At 57.2% G+C, this 19,744-nt stretch carries 16 protein-coding genes; all 16 read right to left on the bottom strand.

Annotation, left to right across the window (positions count from 1 at the left end; translation table 11 throughout):
* Positions 1-154: 154 nt before the first annotated feature.
* Complete coding sequence (locus tag CDO73_RS24555) at positions 155-496, bottom strand: hypothetical protein (RefSeq protein ID WP_088491133.1); 342 nt, start codon at positions 494-496, stop codon at positions 155-157.
* Between the two features lie 145 nt (positions 497-641).
* On the bottom strand, positions 642-4,328 hold the full coding sequence (locus CDO73_RS24550) for an S-layer homology domain-containing protein (protein ID WP_088491132.1): 3,687 nt from the start codon (positions 4,326-4,328) through the stop codon (positions 642-644).
* Between the two features lie 261 nt (positions 4,329-4,589).
* Entirely contained in the window at positions 4,590-5,711 is a 1,122-nt protein-coding gene (locus CDO73_RS24545; protein ID WP_088491131.1) for a glycosyltransferase family 4 protein, read from the bottom strand.
* 182 nt (positions 5,712-5,893) lie between these two features.
* Positions 5,894-6,580 carry a WecB/TagA/CpsF family glycosyltransferase gene (locus CDO73_RS24540; protein WP_088491155.1) on the bottom strand — a complete coding sequence of 229 codons (687 nt, stop codon included), beginning with the start codon at positions 6,578-6,580 and terminating at the stop codon, positions 5,894-5,896.
* A 90-nt stretch (positions 6,581-6,670) separates the two neighbouring features.
* Positions 6,671-7,804, bottom strand: coding sequence for a polysaccharide pyruvyl transferase CsaB (csaB, locus tag CDO73_RS24535; RefSeq protein WP_088491130.1), 1,134 nt, complete (start codon positions 7,802-7,804; stop codon positions 6,671-6,673).
* Positions 7,777-9,795, bottom strand: a complete 2,019-nt coding sequence (locus tag CDO73_RS24530) for a DUF5693 family protein (RefSeq protein ID WP_088491129.1) — start codon at positions 9,793-9,795, stop codon at positions 7,777-7,779. The genes csaB and CDO73_RS24530 overlap by 28 nt, the downstream gene beginning before the upstream one ends.
* A 166-nt stretch (positions 9,796-9,961) precedes the next feature.
* Positions 9,962-11,677, bottom strand: a complete 1,716-nt coding sequence (locus tag CDO73_RS24525) for a phospho-sugar mutase (RefSeq protein ID WP_088491128.1) — start codon at positions 11,675-11,677, stop codon at positions 9,962-9,964.
* A gap of 45 nt (positions 11,678-11,722) precedes the next feature.
* Entirely contained in the window at positions 11,723-12,154 is a 432-nt protein-coding gene (fabZ, locus tag CDO73_RS24520) for a 3-hydroxyacyl-ACP dehydratase FabZ (RefSeq protein ID WP_088491127.1), read from the bottom strand.
* A 161-nt stretch (positions 12,155-12,315) separates the two neighbouring features.
* On the bottom strand, positions 12,316-12,534 hold the full coding sequence (locus tag CDO73_RS24515) for a DNA-directed RNA polymerase subunit beta (RefSeq protein ID WP_256972838.1): 219 nt from the start codon (positions 12,532-12,534) through the stop codon (positions 12,316-12,318).
* A 113-nt stretch (positions 12,535-12,647) separates the two neighbouring features.
* Positions 12,648-13,454, bottom strand: coding sequence for a flagellar hook-basal body protein (locus CDO73_RS24510; RefSeq protein ID WP_088491126.1), 807 nt, complete (start codon positions 13,452-13,454; stop codon positions 12,648-12,650).
* Between the two features lie 16 nt (positions 13,455-13,470).
* Positions 13,471-14,349 carry a flagellar hook-basal body protein gene (locus CDO73_RS24505; RefSeq protein WP_088491125.1) on the bottom strand — a complete coding sequence of 293 codons (879 nt, stop codon included), beginning with the start codon at positions 14,347-14,349 and terminating at the stop codon, positions 13,471-13,473.
* 176 nt (positions 14,350-14,525) lie between these two features.
* Positions 14,526-15,524, bottom strand: coding sequence for a rod shape-determining protein (mreB, locus tag CDO73_RS24500; RefSeq protein WP_088491124.1), 999 nt, complete (start codon positions 15,522-15,524; stop codon positions 14,526-14,528).
* 206 nt (positions 15,525-15,730) lie between these two features.
* Entirely contained in the window at positions 15,731-17,077 is a 1,347-nt protein-coding gene (gene murA, locus CDO73_RS24495; RefSeq protein ID WP_088491123.1) for a UDP-N-acetylglucosamine 1-carboxyvinyltransferase, read from the bottom strand.
* A gap of 151 nt (positions 17,078-17,228) precedes the next feature.
* Positions 17,229-17,426: a DUF1146 family protein gene (locus CDO73_RS24490; RefSeq protein WP_088491153.1), complete on the bottom strand. Its 198-nt coding sequence runs from the start codon at positions 17,424-17,426 to the stop codon at positions 17,229-17,231.
* 453 nt (positions 17,427-17,879) lie between these two features.
* On the bottom strand, positions 17,880-18,305 hold the full coding sequence (locus CDO73_RS24485; protein ID WP_088491122.1) for a F0F1 ATP synthase subunit epsilon: 426 nt from the start codon (positions 18,303-18,305) through the stop codon (positions 17,880-17,882).
* A 31-nt stretch (positions 18,306-18,336) separates the two neighbouring features.
* On the bottom strand, positions 18,337-19,737 hold the full coding sequence (atpD, locus tag CDO73_RS24480) for a F0F1 ATP synthase subunit beta (protein ID WP_088491121.1): 1,401 nt from the start codon (positions 19,735-19,737) through the stop codon (positions 18,337-18,339).
* Positions 19,738-19,744: the final 7 nt, after the last annotated feature.

Raw genomic sequence — 19,744 nt, 5'->3', positions numbered from 1 at the left:
TTTTGAGACGGGCGATCGGGAGGGAAAAATGCGATGATGTAAGGGTTGCCCACTGTTTTACTTAACCCCCGCGCCGGGGATATAAACACAAAAAGCGTCAGCTTTCGACGCTTTTTGTGTTTTCCTTCTCATATGGAAGAATCCCGCCAGTCGCTTAACGGATGCGAAGCGCCAATTGGATGATTCTCGCCCGCATCTGCGGATCGGAATCCAGCTTCTCGTACATCTCGTCGATCGGCTTCTTGTTGTCTTTGTAGGTCTTGTCGTGCTTGATCGTCGCGTGCGACCACGTGATCAGCTCGTTCTCCGCTTCGGCCAGTTCGTTGAAGGCTTGGTGGAATCCGGTCTCGACGACCAGCTGCTCCATCAACTCTTGTTCGACTTCCGCGTTCTTCTGTTCTTCGGCTACGCGAGCTTCCAATACTTTGGAACGCTCTTCGAACTTCGTTTTGGCTTTCATATAATCAATCTGAGCTTTCGACTTGATCGGTTTCATCGTACTTCTCTTCACCCTCACAGATAAGTATTGTTATTCGCTATTCTAACGTAAAACGCTTCAAAACACAAAAACCATTTTACCAGAATAGGAAGGCATGGAAAAGCGCCTCTATATAATAGAGACGCTTCGTCGGTCCGAAAAGTTACAGCTTCTTCATTTTTTGCATGATGGCTTTGGTAATGACCGCGCCTTCCGCCCGAGTGAACGTTGCCGTCGGGTCGAAACGGTAGGTCGTTTTGGAGCCTGTCGCCAAAGTGTTCGCTTTGCCGCTCATGATCTTCGCGCCTACGACCGCTTGGATGGAAGTGATCGAATAAGGCGATGCGATCGAGCCGGTATCGGTGAACGTCTTCTGCAGTTTAGCCAAATCTTTCGCTTGGTCGCCGAGCTTGAGGTTCATGGCTCTGGCGATCATGACGGCCGCTTCTTCGCGCGTTACCGTGCCGTACGGCAGGAAGACGCGAGGGCTGACGCCGCGGATGATGCCTTTGCGGACCGCCGTTTCGATATAACGGTAGTCCATCCGGTAGTCGGCCGTGTAACGGGTGACGTCTTGGAACGTCAACGCTTCGCCGACCGGCGGGTAATCGAGCGGAATATCGAGCATCTTGACGAGCATCGTGGCGAATTCGCCGCGCGTCATCATCTCGTATACGCCGAACTCTCCGGATTCTTTGCTCTGCATCACGCCGCGGGACATGACCAGTTCGATATCGTCGCGCGCCGTAGGGTGCGAGATGATGTCGTCGTAGCTGTAACGAAGCGCCATGACGGTGTAGTAACCGAAGCCGTCGAGCGTCGCCGTTACGGTCTTGCTGCCCGTGTTGATTTTACCGCCCAGATCGGTCCAGCCGCCCGTGGACGGGTTGTATTTCCAGATGCCCATATTGCTGGACAGCGCATTGGTAATGTTCGAATCGTATTTCAGCGTGATCGTTCCGCGCTGCGTCGGAGCCAGCCAATACGAGTTGGCGTTACGCGAATAGAACATTTTGTTATAAGGCTGGCTGCCCTGTACCGTCGTGAAGTCGCCCGTACCCGTCTGATCGCCCGTGAAGTAACCGGCGTCTACCCAGAAGAGGTTCGAAGCGGCGCCGAAGTGCGGATCATGCGTGCTCAGGGTCGCGATCGCGCCGGTATCGGAGCTTTGGTACTTCAGCTGTCCGTCCAACGGTTGACCCGTTCCGTCCAATTCGCCGACCGGGTTGTAAGTGGTGACCGTACGGCCGTCTTCCGGATTGGCGATACCGAACAGCATCTGCTGCGAGTTGAACAGGTTGATGGCTTCGGTCGATTCGTCCTGCGAACCCGGTACCGTCAACATCGTGCCTTTCGGCAGCGTGATGGACATCAGGCCTTTGAACACGTTCAGCTTGCCGGAAGTCGGTACGGCCGCTTTGAACTGCGAGCCCGGAACCGTTTCTTGCGAGTACGTGATCTCGAAGCTGTCGTTCAGCTTCTGCGTGCCTTGCGAGATCGTGAACTTCACCGTGTTCTTGCCCGCTTTGAGGTTGCCTACGGTGAGACGGAAGATGTCGTTGCCGTCTTTGGACTTGACCATCTCTTGTTTGCCGATGACGATCTTGTCCGCGCCTTCGGCTTTGATGCTGACGTCGACGAAGTTCTGCTTGATGATATTTTCGTTCGGCAGCTTCGGCGAGAGCAGCGAGTACTGCGACAGCTCGCGAGTGACGACCAGCGTGCGAGTGACGCGAGTCGTGCCGATCAGCGCTTCGATGCGGATCGTCTTGTCGCCGCTCGGCGGAAGCGTAACGTTGCTCAATACGAACTGAGCGGAGTAATCGAGCGGGTTAACCGTATACGTCAGGTTGCCCGTCGCGTTGTTCCACACCAGCTTGTTGGTCGGGTCCTGCTTGGACGTCGCGATCAAGTTGCCGTCGTTGTAGACGTTGACCAGCGTAGCGTTCGTCAGGCCGAATACCACGTCCATGCGGCTCGAACCCGTCGTGAATTTGTCGGTGCCGGATGCTTTGAACATCGGATCGTCCGTGCTGTCGGCCAATTTGCCGACCGGCAGCGGGTACAGCGTGCCGATGACCGGAACGTCGTCGGAGAAGATATACACCGTGATCGTCGTTTTGACGGGAACGCCGCCTGCCGTACCGCTCAGCACGATGGTGTTCGGTCCCGGAGTCAGTTTGACCGTCGGGGATGTCGGAACGTTGAACGTATTGTTGGCGCTGATAAAGCCGCCGCTGTTCAGCGAAACCACGGTTCCGTTCAGCGTCAGCTTGAGGCTGTCCAGATCGGAAGCCGCGAAGTTGACCAGACGGCCGCTGATGCCCGTGAACGGTTTTTTGCCCGGAGGCGTGTCGATGCTGTTGCCCGTGAACGTCTGACCGTCATAGACGTTGGTCAGGTCGATAAACGGAGCCGGAATATAATTGATCTGAATCGTTTTGACGCTGTCGCCGCCCGCTCCCGTCGCCGTGAACGTCAGCGTTTGCGGACCGGAAGGCAGCTTCGAGAGTTTGAATACCGGACGGCCTTCGGCCGACGTGTAGCGGGTCGACGTAATCGTCTGCTCTTTGCCGTCTTGAATCGACGTGACCGCATAGTCGGTCGCCGCGTTCTCTACGACCAGTTCAACCCAGACCGGAAGTTCGTATACGGTCGAGTTGTCCGGGAATACGGAAGACGAATATCCCGCCGTCAACGTCGTGCCGCTTGTCGGTGCCGTTACGTTGTACAGTTGGTTGACCTGCGTGATTACCGGCGTATTTCCCGTACGGAAGTAGAAGACGAAAGCTCCGTCCAGCTGCTGTCCGCCGTAGTTGCCGGAGATCGACAGGGTATACGTTCCGTTTGCGGTAATCGATTGAGCGATCGCCGAAGTGGAGAACGTGAATTGTTTGTAGCCCGTATCGCTCGTCGTAGGCGTGATGGTTACGTCGCCTGCGTCGATGCCGGCATAATCGCCCGTGGAACCGTTCTTGGTCAGCGTAGCCGAGAAGTTGGTTACGCCGCCTGTCGGCGCCGGATCTTGTTCATTGAAAATCATGGAACCCGTGATCTTGCCGGAGAGGCTGTCGGCTACGATCGTCGGCGTCTCGTCGACTTGTTGGCCGCCGATGGAGACGTTGTACGGCATGCCCAGATTAGCCGCGGTTTGCGGATAATACACGAGCTGACGCGTCACTTGCGAAGACTTCGTGCTCGTCGAAGCGACAAGGACAAGGGTATTCATGCCTTTGTTAAGCTTGAGGTCGGTCGCGACGAACGTGCCGTTGCTGCCTACCGTTTTCGTGCCGTTTACCGTTACCGTCGTCGCGTTCAACGCCGTGATGTTCAGCGCGGGCGATTGAGTGGTGACGACGATCGGTTTGTTGTCGTACAATTTGCGGTTCGTGCCGTCGAGCAGGGCTACGTCGCTGATGACCGCGAAGTTCGAGTAGCTGACGAACGCGCTCACGCTGACTTTGTTGCCTGCGGCTCCCGTCGAGCTGGCTTGACCGCTGATGATGATTTCGTTGATGCCTTCTTTGAGCTGAACGCCCGAGAACACGAACGTGTTGTTATCCGTGAAGTTCGGTTTTACGCTCATCTCGCCGCTGTCGTAGACCTGATTGCCTCCGACTTTGGTGATGACTTGATACGTGATGGAGTCTTTGGACACGCCGCTGAAAGTCGATTCCACGTCGATGACGTTGCTGTTCGTCGTAGTCGGGGAAGCGGCAGAAGTACTCAAGTTATTGATATGGAAGTACTTATCGTTATCCGCCGCGCGCACGATTCCTGCCGGAATCAAGCCGATGACGAGCGTGATGGCCAGTAATAAGGCGTAAGCCGATCTAAGCTTTGCTTTCAAAATACATCCTCCTTATATTGAACTTTCGATAGGTATTCGGACGTTACGACGACTTGCAATGTGCTCGTAATGGCCTCGCTCCTTTCTCCTCGTTATTTTTTTTATCGGCGCGACCTCATGGATATGTTATAAAAAACCCCAATTTATTTGTTTTTATCAAAACTTGCGGGAATATTTGTCAAAACAAAAAAAGCCCGCCTACCGGTTATCCGGTCAGGCAGGGCTTATGCACGGCGGGTTATCTTCCCGAGAACGATCGGATCAAGGTTCCGTTCGATCGGTCGATTTGATTCTGAGACGCGACAGCAGATGGAGGACCGGACGCTTGGTCTTGCCGACCAGTCCGATGATTTCCGCTCCGATCTGAAGGAAGAACATCATCACGCAGATCACGACGAACGTGACCCAGTTGGCTTCGTACATCGCGGAAGCGGACTGAATGACCGCCAGCACGCCGAAGAAAGCGGCGATTCCGTAGATGATCAGCACCGTCTGGCGATGGCTGAATCCGAGTTCGCGCAGGCAGTGATGCAGATGGCCTTTGTCGGGCGCGAAGATCGGTTTCTTCTGAAGCTTGCGGCGCACGATCGCGAAGAACGTGTCCGACAGCGGAACGCCGATGATGATCAGCGGCGTGATGAAGGACAGGACCGCGATCTGCTTGAAGCCGAGCAGCGACAGCATCGCCAAGCTGAAGCCCAAGAACAGCGAGCCGGTATCCCCCATGAAGATCTTGGCCGGATGGAAATTAAAGAACAAGAATCCCACGATGCCGCCGAGCAGCAGCAGACAGAGCATCGCGACGAGCAGATTGCCGTTGATCAGCGACATCACGAGGATGGTGCCGATGGCGATGCCGGACACGCCGGCCGCCAAGCCGTCCAGTCCGTCGATCAGATTGACCGCGTTCGTGACGCCGACGATCCAGAAGACGGTCAGCGGAATCGCTATCCAGTTCTCGAGCGAAGAATAGGCATCCATAAAAGGAACGTTGACGAAGTCTACTTTGATGCCGAATCCGAACACGACGACGCAGGCCGCACCGGTCTGAATCAGAAACTTCAGCTTGGCGTTCAGGTCGAATCGGTCGTCCAGGGCACCGGTCAGCACGATGATCGTACCGGCCGTCAGGAAGGCTTTGATGAAGTCTGCGTCCCGACCCGCCAGTTCGAACGGCAGGAACGGCATAATCGCAAGCAGCGAAATGGCAAAAGCAAGAAAGATTCCGAGTCCGCCAAGGCGCGGCATAATGCGCGTATGCACTTTACGGGCGTTCGGCACGTCCACGGCTCCGACCTTGATCGCGAACCGCTTCACGAGCGGCGTCAGACCGAGGGCCAATCCAAGGGCGAGTACGAAGCCGAGAATATAGACGATGTGCATGATTGTCTCCAACCTCCAATAGTGTTTCAACCGGGAATAATTATAACCCGCTCTGCGTGCGAATACCAGCATGAATCTGCGGTTTTTCGTCTACATCGACCGAATCCGAGGCAAGTTTTTATCCTTTTTGCGCAAATTCGGCCGTTTCTCTCTATTTATCTATCTTTTTGGCAGGCCTGCCTTTACTTGTCTTTCTTTTTCGTTTTCTTGACGACGCGCATGAATCGGGGCAGAGCCATCATGCGCGGCAAGCGGGAAGGTTCTTTGGCGAGCCGATAGAACCACTCGAGCTTCAGTTTCTGCATGAATACCGGCGCTCGTTTGGTCTTGCCGGAGATGACGTCGAAGCTGCCGCCCACGCCCATGATGACGGGAACGCCCAATTCGTGCTTATGGCGGGCGATCCACGGTTCCTGCGTCTTGGCATCGCGCGCGACGAAGAGCAGGTCCGGCTTCGCTTCGCGGATCGCTTCGATGACTCCCGCGTTTTCGGGCTCGCCGAAGTATCCGTTGCGCACGCCAACGATTCGCACCTTCGGATACTGTTTCTGTAACCGGCTGGCTGCTTCCTGAACCACTTCTTCCGCCGCTCCCAACAGATAAGCGCTCCAGCCCAGTTGTTCGCCGCGCTTCATCAGCTCGTGCAGCAGGTCGAATCCGGCCACGCGCTCCGCGACCGGATCGCCGAACTGCTCGGCGGCCCAGACCACGCCCGCGCCGTCCGGCACGATCAATTCGGCTTCGCGCATGGCGCGCATGTTGTCTTCGCTCTCCAGCGCCGCCATGATCATGATCGGGTTCGCCGTGATTACCTGATGCGGCAGGCCCGAAGCTACGGCGCGTTCCAAGACCTCGACCGTTCCCCGCATATCGAGCTTCGAGACTTCGACGCCGAGGATGGACGTGACCGGCACCTTACCGGTTCCGGCTTCCAGATGGGTATGACTGCTCAATATCGCTCATCCTTTTTGTGCAAAATAGTCGGCGATCGCCCGGGCAGGGCGCGCCGCTTCGCGCTGAAGTTCCGCGATCAGCGGCTCTCGTTCGCGCTTCCAGCCGTCGGCGTCGTCCAGCAGATGATTCAATTCTTCGGCCAACCGCTCCGGACGCACCTGCTGGCTGCTGCCGATCGCTTTGACTTTGAGCCGCGCGAGGAAACTGTCGATCTTCGGGTCGTACGATACGCCGGCGAGCGGAACCCGCTGCGACGCGGCATAGATCAAGCTGTGCAGCCGCATGCCGACGAGCGCGGAACAGCGTCCGACTTCGAGCAGCATGGCCTGCGGATCTTCGTTCTGCCGCATCGTGATCTTCGAGCCGAGCGACTTCACGTCGCCCATGCGCTCGATCACGTAATTCGATGCGGCTTCGTCGTCCGGCAGATGGAACGGCAGGAAGCAGAAATGCACGTTTCGCGTCTCCGCGAGTTTGCGCAGTCCGTCGGCGATGCCCGCCAGTTCCGCGCGGCCTTCGTCCCAGAAACGGACGGATACCCCGATCTTCGGCAGCTCGCCTTCTTCCGGCTTGCCGGCCGGGAATTTGGAAGCCGCGCCCGTCGGCAGCGGCAGTCCCATGACGGGGTCCGGCACGATCTCGATCCGTTCGGCCGGGAGGTTCATCGCGCGCAGCAGCTCCGACGACTCCTGATCGCGCACCGAGACGTACATGCTGCGCTTGAACGCTCCTTTAATGAAAGGATAGAAAATCTTGCGATTGACCGGCCCGACGCCCTGCGCGTAGATAAACACCGGTTTGCCGAGCCATTGGGCGAGACGGATCACGCCGACGTAATAAGGAATCGTCTTGGGGCTGGTCGCGTCCTGCAGCAGGCTTCCGCCGCCGCTGATCAGACCGTCGCTCTCCTGCAACGCCGCGCGTACTTCCTTCATATTCATCCGGTGAACGGCCTTGACTCCGTAGATGCCGGAAGTCCAAGAAGGATCGCCGGAGAGAACGATGGGCTCGAACGCCACGCCGCTCCGTTTGCCTTCTTGTTCCAGCGCGGTCAGAATCGATTTCAGGACCGCTTCGTCTCCGCTGTTGCGGAAGCCGTAGTAACCGGAGATTACAATTTTGCGAGCAGCGGCGACCATTTCTTCCAACACCTTTCGATGATTTGCCATACGAGCACGAAGACCAGACCGACGACGATACCGAAGCCGATTCCGAGCAGGTCACGCATGAACGAAATCCAGATTGGGGTATGGATATGCGCGAAGGTATCGACCATGGACAATTGGCCGATCGATGCGATAATCATGACGTAGATCGCATGGCGATAACGCAGAGCCACGACTACGCCGGCGATAAAGATCGGGTGTCCGAGCAGGAATTCTTTGAAGCGCGGACGCACGCCGACCGTATTTTCGAGCAGGGTACGCGTGATTTTCTCCAATCCGCTGGCGCTGCCGCTGTTGCCGGTACGCGACAGATAATACATGCCTACCACGCCGGCGACCGCGATAATCACGACCATAGCGACCGTAATCGGCATGCGCAGAATCTTGCCGACGCTGCCGAACGCCGAGTTTTTCCGGTAAAAGAGCACGTACAGCGCGGTCAGCGCGATCGGCGCGAGATGCAGCAGGCTGACGCCGCGGAACTGCTCCAGCACCAGTTGGTACGTCACGCGGTTAAGCAGCGCGATAATGAACGGCACGGCCATCAGCGACATGGCGCTGGTCCGCAGGAACAGCAGAATGCCGTGCGCCAAGCGGCGGCCGAGGCTCATGTTCTGCCCGGCTTCGTACAAACGGTCGATCTTGCGGACGGCGAATACCATCGCGATCGTCGGCGCGCTGATGCCCGCGAACAGCGCGAGCGCTTGTTCCATCAAGTGCGGGCGCAGTACGTACAGGCCGGCGACGCCGACAAGACCCAGCAGGAAGGCAAGCAGCGTCAGCGGCGGGATAAAGATCGACACCGCCAGAGCGACCAGCGCGACCGCGCCTACGATGGCGACCCAACGGAAGTAATTCTGTCCGGCCATCTCCGCGACGTCGAAAGACGACGCCGGGCCGAACTTGAAGCCGTAATGTTCGATGCGCTTCGTCGCGCCTTCCGGCCCGTCGAGGCTCTCGATCACATTCTCGATCGTGTCGGTGATGCGGCCTTCGAGCGTATTGGTCTGCACGGCCGTATGAATGAACATCATGCGAATATTGCGATCTTTCGCGGCAAGAGCGAAGCGATCGGCGATAATGTCCGGATCGAGCGCCGAATCGCGTCCGCTCAGCGAGTACAGGCGAGCGACGTTGTAATTCGTCATCTTCGCGAGCGATTCGAAACCGCGCTGCGGAGATTTCAGATTCTCGATCGCCGCGATCCCGATGCTGCGTTCGTTCAGCAGTTTCGCGAAATCTTCCAGATGGCGCTCATCCGGTTCCTCGGCATAGCCGGGCACTTCTTCGCCGTCGAACAAGATGCGATCGACGCCCATCGTTTTGAAGCGATCGAGCAGCGAAGCGAGCGATTCCTGATCGTAGATCGAACTGTTGCCCAGACGCGGCAGCAGATGGAATCCTTTGGCCTCCAACATTTCCATCGCGATCGGGTCCGGCTCCATCGTTTTGAGCACGGCGTTCTGCACCGGCGTGGCGATCTTCAGACCGCTGCGTCCGTTCAACGTCCAATCTTCGACCGCGATATCCTGACTGGCAAAAGCCTTGCGGATGATCGGTTCGATCTTGGCCTGAATCTCGGCGTTGGTGAAGAGCAGGTAAGTCGCGTTCTCGTTGGCCGTCAATACTTTGCCGGTCAGACGCGCCGCGTCCTGTTCGCTGTACACCGTGATTCTTCGGGCATTGGACAATTCCGTCAGCGTCGCTTCGTAGACCGCCATCGTATTCACGCCGGCTTCTTTCAACGCGTCGAGCTGTTCGTTGATAAACGAGTTCGGGTTCCCTTGATACGACGAGACCTGGACGAGATCCCGATAATCGAAGATCATCTCCACGTTCTTGGACGTGCCTTCCGTCCGGATGCGATCGTACGCGACCGGAAGGGCTGCCACCAGCCCGAGGATCACCAGGACCCATAATCCTTTTATTGCAGCCTTATTCCACTGCCGCCACTTCTGACTCAAGTTCGGTATACCTCCTTGCCGGAAGCAATCTTCCGGCATTGTTGTTCGATTGATGTTCGTTCGTGCTGCTCACTAAATCAGACGCCTCCTGTCGGAGCGCACCCTCTGGGCGCCCTCCGGCAAGAGGCATCGTCGGGACCTTCTGGAGACTGTAAAGGCGGACGGATTAAGCGTCTACCCGCTCGGTCACAGCCGCTACCAAGCGCTGCACCGCTTCTTCGGCCGCCGGCAGCGAATCGCCGCGCACCGCGAAGTAAACTTTGATCTTCGGCTCGGTGCCCGAAGGGCGAAGCACGAACCAAGAATCGTCTTCCAAGATGTACTTCAGCACGTTCTCCGACGGCAGGCCGTCGATGCCCTGCGCGTAATCGAGCGTCTGCACGACTTTGACGCCGGCCACTTCGGTCGGCGGGTTGTCGCGCCAGTCGGCCATGATCGATTGGATCTTGGCCAAGCCGTCTTTGCCTTTCATCGTGCGCGATTCCAGACGTTCGAGGAACGTGCCGAATTTCGCGTACAGGCCTTCGAGCACTTCGTACAGCGTCTTGCCCTGCGTTTTGTAGTAAGCGGCCGCTTCGGCGATCAGCATGGAAGCCAGCACGGCGTCTTTGTCGCGCGCGTAGCTGCCGGCCAGATAACCGTAGCTTTCTTCGTAGCCGAACAAGAAAGTATGCTCGCCCGTCTGTTCGAACTGCGTCATCTTCTCGCCGATGTACTTGAAGCCGGTCAGCGTGTTCAGCACTTCCGCGCCGTAATGGCGGGCGATGACCGCGCCCATCTCGCTCGTCACGATCGTCTTGATGACCGCGCCGTTCTCCGGCAGCGTACCCGCTTCCTTCATGCGGCCCAGCACGTAATCGACCATGATCGCGCCCGATTGGTTGCCGCTCAGAACGACGTACTGTCCTTCTTTGTTGCGCACGACCGCGCCCATGCGGTCGCAGTCCGGGTCGGTGCCGATCAGAATGTCCGCGTTCAGCTCTTCGCCGAGCTTCATCGCCAACGTGAACGCTTCGCGCTCTTCCGGGTTCGGCGACTTGACGGTCGAGAAATCGCCGTCCGGCTGTTCTTGTTCCGGAACCACGGTCACGTTCTTGAAGCCGATGCGCTCCAGCACGCGGCGTACCGGCAGGTTGCCCGTACCGTGCAGCGGCGTGAACACGATCTGCAGATCGTCGCCTTTGCCGGCGGCAAGCTGTTCGCGGCTCAGCGAGAGGCTCGCGACCGTCTCGATGAACGCTTCGTCTTCGGCGTCGCCCAGCCAGACCAGCAGTCCTTGAGCTTCGGCTTCTTCGCGGGTGATCCGTTTGATCTCGGAGAACGACTGCACGCCCTGTACGAGACTGATGACGCGCTCGGCTTCATGCGGAACAAGTTGGCCGCCTTCGTGGTTGTAGACTTTGTAGCCGTTGTATTCCGGCGGGTTGTGGCTGGCCGTTACCATGATGCCGCCGTCCGCTTGCAGATGGCGAACCGAGAACGACAGCTGCGGCGTCGTACGCAGCGACGGATACAGCTTCGCCACGATTCCGTTAGCCGCCAGAACCAGCGCCGCTTCGAGCGAGAACTCCGGCGAGAAATGACGCGAGTCGTGCGCGATAATGACGGAAGGCTTGCCTTCTTTGCCTTCGGCCGTTTCCAATATGTACTGCGCCAATCCCTGCGTAGCTTTGCCTACCGTGTAACGGTTCATCCGGTTGCTGCCCGCGCCGATGACGCCGCGCAGACCGCCCGTGCCGAATTCCAGCTCCCGATAGAAACGGTCTTCCAGTTCGTCAGGCTGCGATTCGAGCGCGCGCAGTTCCTGTTTGGTCTCTTCGTCGATGCTCGGGTCTTCCAGCCACTGATTGACGACCGCGGCGGTTTTTTCGTTCAGACTCATGTTTGATATGCCTCCCTGTCCGGATTGTTGGGGTTGAAAAGGGGCCTATTCGCGGTCGGCGAGCGCAAACATCATATCGCCTTCGGCGACGACGTTTCCGTCGACTTTCGCTACGGCATGCCCTTTGCCGATCTTACCTTTGAAGCGCGTCATTTCGACTTCCAGATGCAGCGTATCGCCCGGCTTGACTTGTCCGCGGAAACGGAACCCGTCGATGCCCGCGAAAAAGCCGAGTTTGCCTCGGTTCTCTTCGACGATCATCATCGCCACGCTGCCTACCTGAGCCAACGCTTCAACTATTAATACCCCCGGCATTACCGGATAACCCGGAAAATGTCCGACAAAGAAAGGTTCGTTAACGGTTACGTTCTTGATGCCGACGGCTTTCTTGCCCGGCTCGACCTCAAGAATACGGTCCACCAGCAAGAAGGGCGGACGGTGAGGAATAATTTCTTGAATCTGCTGCGAATCCAACATCACGAGCAAAACTCCCTTCGGCAATTTCCTCCATCATTATACAGTTTCCCGCAGCAAAAAGAAATCGCGGAAAAGCACCGCAGCAAAAGAGCCGTCCCCGGATGATCCAGTACCGGAAACGGCTCTCTGCGCACGTTCATGCAAAATTTATGCAAATCCGCTCAAGGCGCGAAAACCAGATCGAAGACATGTTTCCACGTCTCCGGTTTGAACGCTTCCTCAAGCTCCTGCTTGCCGACGTATACGTAGCCGAAGACCAAACCTCCCGCCAAGCATACCGCGAAAAAGAGCAAAAAAAGAACAAACCGCAGCAGCCTTCTCCCGAACGTTTTTTTGCGGCGTTTCGGAGTCTTGTCCTGCTCGTCCATGACTTTTTCCACTTGCAAACCTCCTTGCCGCAAAGTCCGAAGCCCCGGACAAATCGCCGGAGCTTCGGACCTTTTCGATGTATCGCTTATGGAATCGCCGAGCCGGCGAGCCTCTGGATGTTCCGTTATTGACGGATGCTGTTGGCGATCCCCGCCATCGTGTCGCTGGACGTCAGCGCCTTCGCGGCCAACTGATAAGCGCGCTGCGCTTGCAGCATATCCGTCATCTGGCTGGTCATGTCGACGTTCGACTGTTCGAGGTACCGTTGGCGAACCTGCGCCGTAACGCCGCGATTCGTCAAAACGTCCGCTTCGTTAGCCCCGGCAGCCAGTTGGAACACGTTGCCGTCCACCTGCGTCAGACCTTCGGAGTGCTGAACGCGGGCGAGCGAGAGCTGTCCGGCCAATGTACTTTTTCCGTTTATGCCCTGCGCGTATACGCGGCCGTCGCTGTCCACCTGCATCTTGGTGTTCACCGGAATCCGAATCGGCTGACCGTTCGTTCCCATCACCGGATGTCCCTGATTGGTCAGCAGATACATGTTCCGCGCGTCCGCTCCGTAAGGCGCCAATTGGAAACCGCCTTCGCGCGTCCAAGCTTTCTGGCCGTTCGCTTGAATCTCGAACAGCGCGTTGCCTTCGATCGCGATATCCGAGTCGCTTCCCGTTTCTTTGAGCGGACCCTGCGTCAGATCGACGGTCACTTCGCCCATACGCGCGCCGAAGCCCATGTTAAATCCCGCATCCGTACGGCGGCCGCCCAATTGAAAAGCTTTGTCCTGCTGCTGCACGCGCGTGAGCGTATCTTCGAAGCTGCCTTGCTTGGCTTTGTAACCGACCGTATCCGCGTTGGCGATGTTATCCGAAATCAGATCGAGTTTGCGCTGGAGGTTATTCAAGGTCACCGAAGCGCTGATCATCGAGTTATTCATGAATGGGCCTCCTTAATTAGACTCTTCCGACTTCGTTAACGGCCTTGTCCAAGCTCTTGTCGTAGAACTGCACGACTTTCTGGTTGGCCTCATACGCGCGCAGCGCCGCCGTCAGATCGACCATGGATTGCGCCGGGTCGACCGTGGAGCGTTCCAGATAGCCTTGTCTTACTTCGATCCGGTCGTTGTTCGTCGCGGCTCGCAGCGAAGCGACGCCCTGCGTCTTCTCGGCGAACAATCCTTCGCCGTCGCGGGTCAAGCCGTCCGGCTTCTCCGCTACCGTAATGCCGATCCGTCCGGAAGCCGCGCCTGTCGCCTTTTCGAAGATCGTGCCGTTCTCCCGTACCCAATAATCGTCCATGGAGCCGGTCAAACGGATCGGCTGGCCGTTCTGGCCGAGTACCGTCTGATTCGTCGAAGTCACGAGAACGCCGTCGGCCGTCAGATGCATATCGCCGTCGCGCGTGTAGCTTACGCCGCCTTCCGCGTTCTGCACGTTGAAGAAAGCTTGAGGCTTATACACGACCGTCCCGTTCGCCTGCACGGATTTGCCCGAAGCGTCGAAGACCAAGTTGCCGCCTTGCGGATTCGCGACCTGAAGATCGGAGACCAGCGCGAGATCGTCCGAAGAACCGCTCTCCGTCACGTCGCCCTGCACCATCATCGCGATGCTTTCTTCCGCGAATACGCCCGTGTTCAACTTGCCGACCTGACGATTGTCTTGTCCTTGATCGCCGCCTTGAAGCCCGATCATCACTTCCGGAAAAGAACGTGCCACGCTCTCGACTTGTTTGTACCCCGTCGTGTTCAAGTTGGCGATGTTCTGCGTGACCGTGTCGTGTCTGCGCTGTTGGGTCATCATGCCTGCGGTCGCCGTATATAATCCTCTCAGCATTCGGTGTTTTCCCCTTTCCGATATCGCGGATGCGGTTTGTGCTCTCGGTGTAACAGCCCGGCTGTCGTTGTCCGTGTCCATGCGGCCGATCGGGTCCTTTTTATAAAAAACCCCTCGGCCTTGTGATATATATATCGGCAGTTCGGAAAAATTATTAAGAACTTTTTAGAGGAAAATCAGAATTTTTTCTTCGCCGTCTGATCGAGGTGATCCAGCATCTTCTGCGTGCCCTTGACGACGCAGTGCATCGGATCTTCCGCCGTCCATACCGGCACTTTGAGTTCCTGCGCCAGCAGGTCGTCGAGACCGTGCAGCAGAGCGCCTCCGCCCGTCAGCACGACGCCGCGGTCGATGATGTCCGCCGACAGTTCCGGCGGGGTACGCTCCAGCACCGACTTCGCGGCGCTAACGATCAACGCGACCGACTCGTCCAGCGCTTCTTTGACTTCGGCCGAAGTCACGGAGATCGTGCGCGGCAGGCCGCTCACCATATCGCGTCCGCGAATATCGACTTCCGCATGGCGGCCGTCCGGATGCACCGAGGCGATATTGATCTTCAGATCTTCCGCCGTACGTTCGCCGATCAGCAGTTTATATTTATTTTTGATATAGCGGATAATGGATTCGTCGAACGTGTCGCCCGCCACCTTGATCGAGGAAGAGGTGACGATATCGCCCATCGACAGTACGGCCACGTCGGTCGTGCCGCCGCCGATATCGACGACCATGTTGCCGCTCGGCTGGTAGATGTCCATGCCCGCGCCGATCGCGGCCGCTTTAGGTTCTTCTTCCAGATATACGTCTTTCGCTCCGGTACGCTGGGCCGCTTCGCGGATCGCCTTCTGTTCGACTGACGTGATGTTGGTCGGCGCGCAGATCAGAATCCGCGGATTGCTGTACCAATTCCGGCCTCCGACTTTATTGATAAAGTAGCGCAGCATCGCTTCCGTAATCTCGAAATCGGCGATGACGCCGTCGCGCAGCGGTCGCACCACTTCGATGTTGCCGGGCGTGCGTCCGACCATGCGGCGCGCTTCTTCGCCCACGGCGAGCACTCGCTTCGATTCTCTTTCTACTGCTACAACCGATGGCTCGTCGATAACGACTCCCTTACCCTTCACATAAATCAGCACGTTCGCCGTGCCCAGGTCGATCCCGATATCCTTGCTCAACATGTATATTCGCGGCCTCCAGCATCCTTGTTTATTCGGCTTTCATGACTACGCGCGTCCGCCCGTCGCCTGCAAACTACCAGCTTTTAACATAGCATATTTAAGGGTCTCTCTTCAACGGGAATTCCTCGGAAAAGAAGGTTAAAAACGCAAAAAATCCAAGTTCTTTCGAACTTGGATTCGCAAACCTTATGAACAAGGACCCAAGCTTAGGCCCATGTCGGCTGAACGTTGAAGATCGGAGCTTCCGCGCGCGTCGACGTTTCTTTGACCGCGGCAGTTTCTTCCGACTTCTCCGGCACGGAAACGCGCCAGATGTCCGCTCCCAGACCGACCAGCTTCTCCGTCAGATTGACGTAGCCGCGATCGATATGGTGCGTGCCGCCGACTTCCGTCGTGCCTTCGGCCACGAGTCCCGCGCAGATCAAAGCAGCGCCTGCACGCAGATCGGTTGCCGTCACTTTGGCGCCTACGAACTTCGTATCGCCGCTGACGAACGAAGAACGTCCTTCGACTTTGATCTCGGCGTTCATCAAGCGGAACTGATCGACGTGCATGAAACGGTTCTCGAACACCGTTTCCGTCACGACGCTCGTTCCGGTCGCGCTAAGAAGCAGAGCCATCATCTGAGACTGCATGTCCGTCGGGAAGCCCGGATACGGAAGCGTCTTGATGTCCACGGCGCGCAGCGGCTTGTCGGCCACGACGCGAACCCCGTTCTCGTCCGGCATAACCGTGACGCCCATCTCTTCCATCTTGGCGATTACCGGACCGAGGTGGTCGGCGATCGCGCCTTCGACGTAAACGTCTCCGCCCGTGATCGCCGCGGCAACCATGTAGGTACCCGCTTCGATCCGGTCAGGAATGACCGTGTGAGGAGCTCCGACGAGCTTCTCGACGCCTTCGATACGGATCGTGTCCGTACCTGCGCCGCGAACCACCGCGCCCATCGCATTCAGATAGTTGGCGAGGTCCACGATTTCCGGTTCTTTGGCCGCGTTTTCGATGGTTGTCGTTCCGACTGCCATCGTTGCGGCCATCATGATGTTTTCCGTCGCGCCTACGCTGGCAAAATCCAGATAGATTTTGGCTCCGCGGAGTCTGCCGTCGCTTTTCGCTTCGACATAGCCTTCGCCCAGCGTAACCTTGGCGCCCATCGCTTCGAAGCCTTTGAGATGCTGATCGATCGGACGAGTGCCGATCGCGCAGCCGCCCGGCATGGAGATGCGGGTAGAGCCAAGGCGCGCAAGGAGAGGCCCCATTACGAGGAAAGAGGCACGCATCTTGCTTACCCACTCGTATGGCGCTTCGGATGAAGTCAGGTTTTGCGCATTTACACGGATGACTTCATCCCGGTATGTAATGCCTGCTCCCAACGATTCCAAAACTTTGTTGATGGTCATGACGTCATCAAGAGGAGGCGCGTCGGAAATGACGCTTTCTCCTTCTTGTGCTAAAAGACTGGCAGCGATGATAGGAAGCACCGAATTCTTGGCACCGCTAACTTTGACGGTTCCGGTCAATCGTTTGCCGCCGCGGACGATAAATTTGCTCATCTCCGTATTCCCTCCGCGCGTTTATTTTACGTTGTTTGTGGTATTGTGCACATGCCGGCCTGACGGCCGATTCGTCTTTTGAAAGAAAAGAACTCAACAAGCCTAATGACTGATTAACCCAAGCGTTACGACTTAAAACAATTCCGACTTTTCAGAAGCCCATTTTGAGCAATTGCGACCATCCGATGTAATCCAAAACGAAGTTCGCAACGAAGTGCCCGAGCACAATCGCGAGCAGAACATGCAGCATTTTCCCCTGCGGACTCTGCGGATGGCGAATGATCAGATCGAGCTTCAGATTCTGCAGCGCCCACCAAGCCAAAAAAATGCAGCCCAGCGAAATCAGCATGGATAGAAACCCGTAAACTCCCGTTTGCGAGAAAGATGCCAAGGCGCTTTGACCCACCGCTTTAAGCCTCCTTCGTTCGTCCGGTCGGACTGTAAGTCCGCCTATCGGATATTTTAACGGACTTCTTTATAATACTGGGAAGCGACCGAAGAATCCAGCACATTTCAAACAATTTTTACAAAAAGTCGCCTCCGGCTTTACTCTACGGCTTTCAAAGCGGAAAGGTTTCTTTTCGCTTCGATTTTGTAAGCGTTTTTTCGCAAAAACCTTGATGCGGCAAGCCCTTTCGCTATATCGGCAGAAGTTCGGCGTTTGTTAATGCTTTTGGATTTTTTCGTTCTTTTCGACTTCTTGGCTGCCTGCTTATGTACCTATATTTCCGGGGAAATAAGTCTTTTCGGCCTGCTCGGCATCCGCAGAAAAAGGCCGGTCTCCGAAGAGACCGGCCTGCGATCATTTGCTTACGTTATCCGTAGTCGTTACGTCGATCCGAGTCATCGCGCGTTTCAGCGCAAGCTCGGCCCGGCGATGGTCGACTTCGTCTTGATGCATCTTGCCGCTTTCGAGGCGCAGCTGCGCTCTCTCGCGCGCCGCGCGGGCGCGTTCGACGTCGATCGCTTCCGGCAGCTCGGCGCTTTCGGCCAAGACGACCACTTTCTCGCGACGGACTTCGAGGAAGCCGCCGTGCACGGCGATATGCGACCGTTTGCCGTCCGCATGTTTGACGGTCAGCGCGCCGATCTGAAGCGGAGCGACCGTCGCGATGTGGCCTGCCAGAACGCCCATGTCGCCTTCAATGCTTTTGGCGATGATATTCGTGACTTCGCCGGAGTAGACGAGCCGCTCCGGAGTAACGATTTCCAGCAAAAAGGTGCTCACTTCTATCCCTCCTCACCCTAAGCCGGACGGCTTAAAGGGTTTTTGCCTTCTCGACGGCTTCTTCGATCGTTCCGACGAAGAGGAATGCCGCTTCCGGCAGACCGTCGTGCTTGCCGTCAAGGATCTCGCGGAAGCTGCGGATCGTTTCCTTAACCGGCACGTAACGTCCTTTGAGGCCCGTGAAGGCTTCGGCAACGTGGAACGGCTGGGACAGGAAGCGTTGGATTTTGCGCGCGCGGGCAACGATGACTTTATCGTCTTCGCTCAGCTCGTCCATGCCCAAGATCGCGATGATGTCTTGAAGCTCGCGATAGCGGGCCAAGAGCTGCTTAACGCCTTGAGCGACTTCGTAGTGCTCTTCGCCGACAACGTCCGGAGCCAGAATCCGCGAGCTGGAAGCCAGCGGGTCGACGGCAGGGAAGATACCCATTTCGGAGATTTTACGCTCCAAGTTGGTCGTGGCGTCCAAGTGCGCGAAAGTCGTCGCAGGAGCCGGGTCGGTATAGTCGTCCGCCGGTACGTAGATCGCTTGGATCGACGTGACGGAACCTTTTTTGGTCGAAGTGATGCGTTCTTGCAATTGACCCATTTCGGTCGCCAGCGTCGGCTGGTAACCTACGGCCGAAGGCATCCGGCCGAGCAGGGCGGATACTTCCGAACCCGCTTGGGTAAAGCGGAAGATGTTGTCGACGAACAGCAGCACGTCGCGGCCTTCTTCGTCGCGGAAATATTCGGCCATCGTCAGACCGGTCAAGGCTACGCGCAGACGCGCGCCCGGAGGCTCGTTCATCTGACCGAATACCATGGCCGTTTTGCTGATAACGCCGGATTCTCTCATCTCGTGGTATAAGTCGTTACCTTCGCGCGTGCGTTCGCCGACGCCCGCGAATACGGAGATACCGCCGTGTTCCTGCGCGATGTTGTTGATCAGCTCTTGGATCGTTACGGTTTTGCCTACGCCGGCGCCGCCGAACAGGCCGATCTTGCCGCCTTTGGCGTAAGGAGCCAGAAGGTCGATGACCTTGATGCCGGTCTCGAGCATTTCCGCTTGCGTCGACAGTTCGTCGAACGTCGGCGGTTGACGGTGGATCGGGTTGTTGACCGTGGACACCACGTCGCCCGCTTCGTCGATCGGATCGCCGAGAACGTTAAATACGCGTCCCAACGTCACTTCGCCGACCGGAACGGAGATCGGGCCGCCGGTATCGACAGCCGCGCTGCCGCGAGTCAAGCCGTCCGTCGAGGACATCGCGATGCAGCGAACGGTGTTGTCGCCCAGATGGTTCGATACTTCCAGGGTCAGTTCGATCGTTTTGCCGTCTTCCGTCGCTTTTTGAACCTTGAGCGCATTCAGGATTTCCGGAAGTTGACCGCGTTCGAACTCGACGTCGACAACCGGACCCGTGATGCTGATGATGCGTCCTGTATTCATGCTTGGT

It is taken from the genome of Saccharibacillus sp. O23 (genome assembly GCF_002205895.1).
In the GTDB taxonomy this organism is placed as follows: Bacteria; Bacillota; Bacilli; order Paenibacillales; family Paenibacillaceae; genus Saccharibacillus.
Note: the sequence above shows the minus strand (reverse complement) of the source record. Positions and strands in the feature narration are given on the sequence as shown.

Coding starts and splice junctions, on each gene's coding strand:
- fabZ (WP_088491127.1), bottom strand. CDS start 12,154: ATGTTGGATTCGCAGCAGATTCAAGAAATTATTCCTCACCGTCCGCCC.
- csaB (WP_088491130.1), bottom strand. CDS start 7,804: ATGGTCGCCGCTGCTCGCAAAATTGTAATCTCCGGTTACTACGGCTTC.
- CDO73_RS24525 (WP_088491128.1), bottom strand. CDS start 11,677: ATGAGTCTGAACGAAAAAACCGCCGCGGTCGTCAATCAGTGGCTGGAA.
- CDO73_RS24490 (WP_088491153.1), bottom strand. CDS start 17,426: ATGCTGATTTCGCTGGGCTGCATTTTTTTGGCTTGGTGGGCGCTGCAG.
- murA (WP_088491123.1), bottom strand. CDS start 17,077: ATGAGCAAATTTATCGTCCGCGGCGGCAAACGATTGACCGGAACCGTC.
- CDO73_RS24540 (WP_088491155.1), bottom strand. CDS start 6,580: ATGCGGGGAACGGTCGAGGTCTTGGAACGCGCCGTAGCTTCGGGCCTG.
- mreB (WP_088491124.1), bottom strand. CDS start 15,524: ATGTTGAGCAAGGATATCGGGATCGACCTGGGCACGGCGAACGTGCTG.
- CDO73_RS24510 (WP_088491126.1), bottom strand. CDS start 13,454: ATGAATAACTCGATGATCAGCGCTTCGGTGACCTTGAATAACCTCCAG.
- CDO73_RS24505 (WP_088491125.1), bottom strand. CDS start 14,349: ATGCTGAGAGGATTATATACGGCGACCGCAGGCATGATGACCCAACAG.
- CDO73_RS24545 (WP_088491131.1), bottom strand. CDS start 5,711: ATGCACATCGTCTATATTCTCGGCTTCGTACTCGCCCTTGGATTGGCC.
- atpD (WP_088491121.1), bottom strand. CDS start 19,737: ATGAATACAGGACGCATCATCAGCATCACGGGTCCGGTTGTCGACGTC.
- CDO73_RS24555 (WP_088491133.1), bottom strand. CDS start 496: ATGAAACCGATCAAGTCGAAAGCTCAGATTGATTATATGAAAGCCAAA.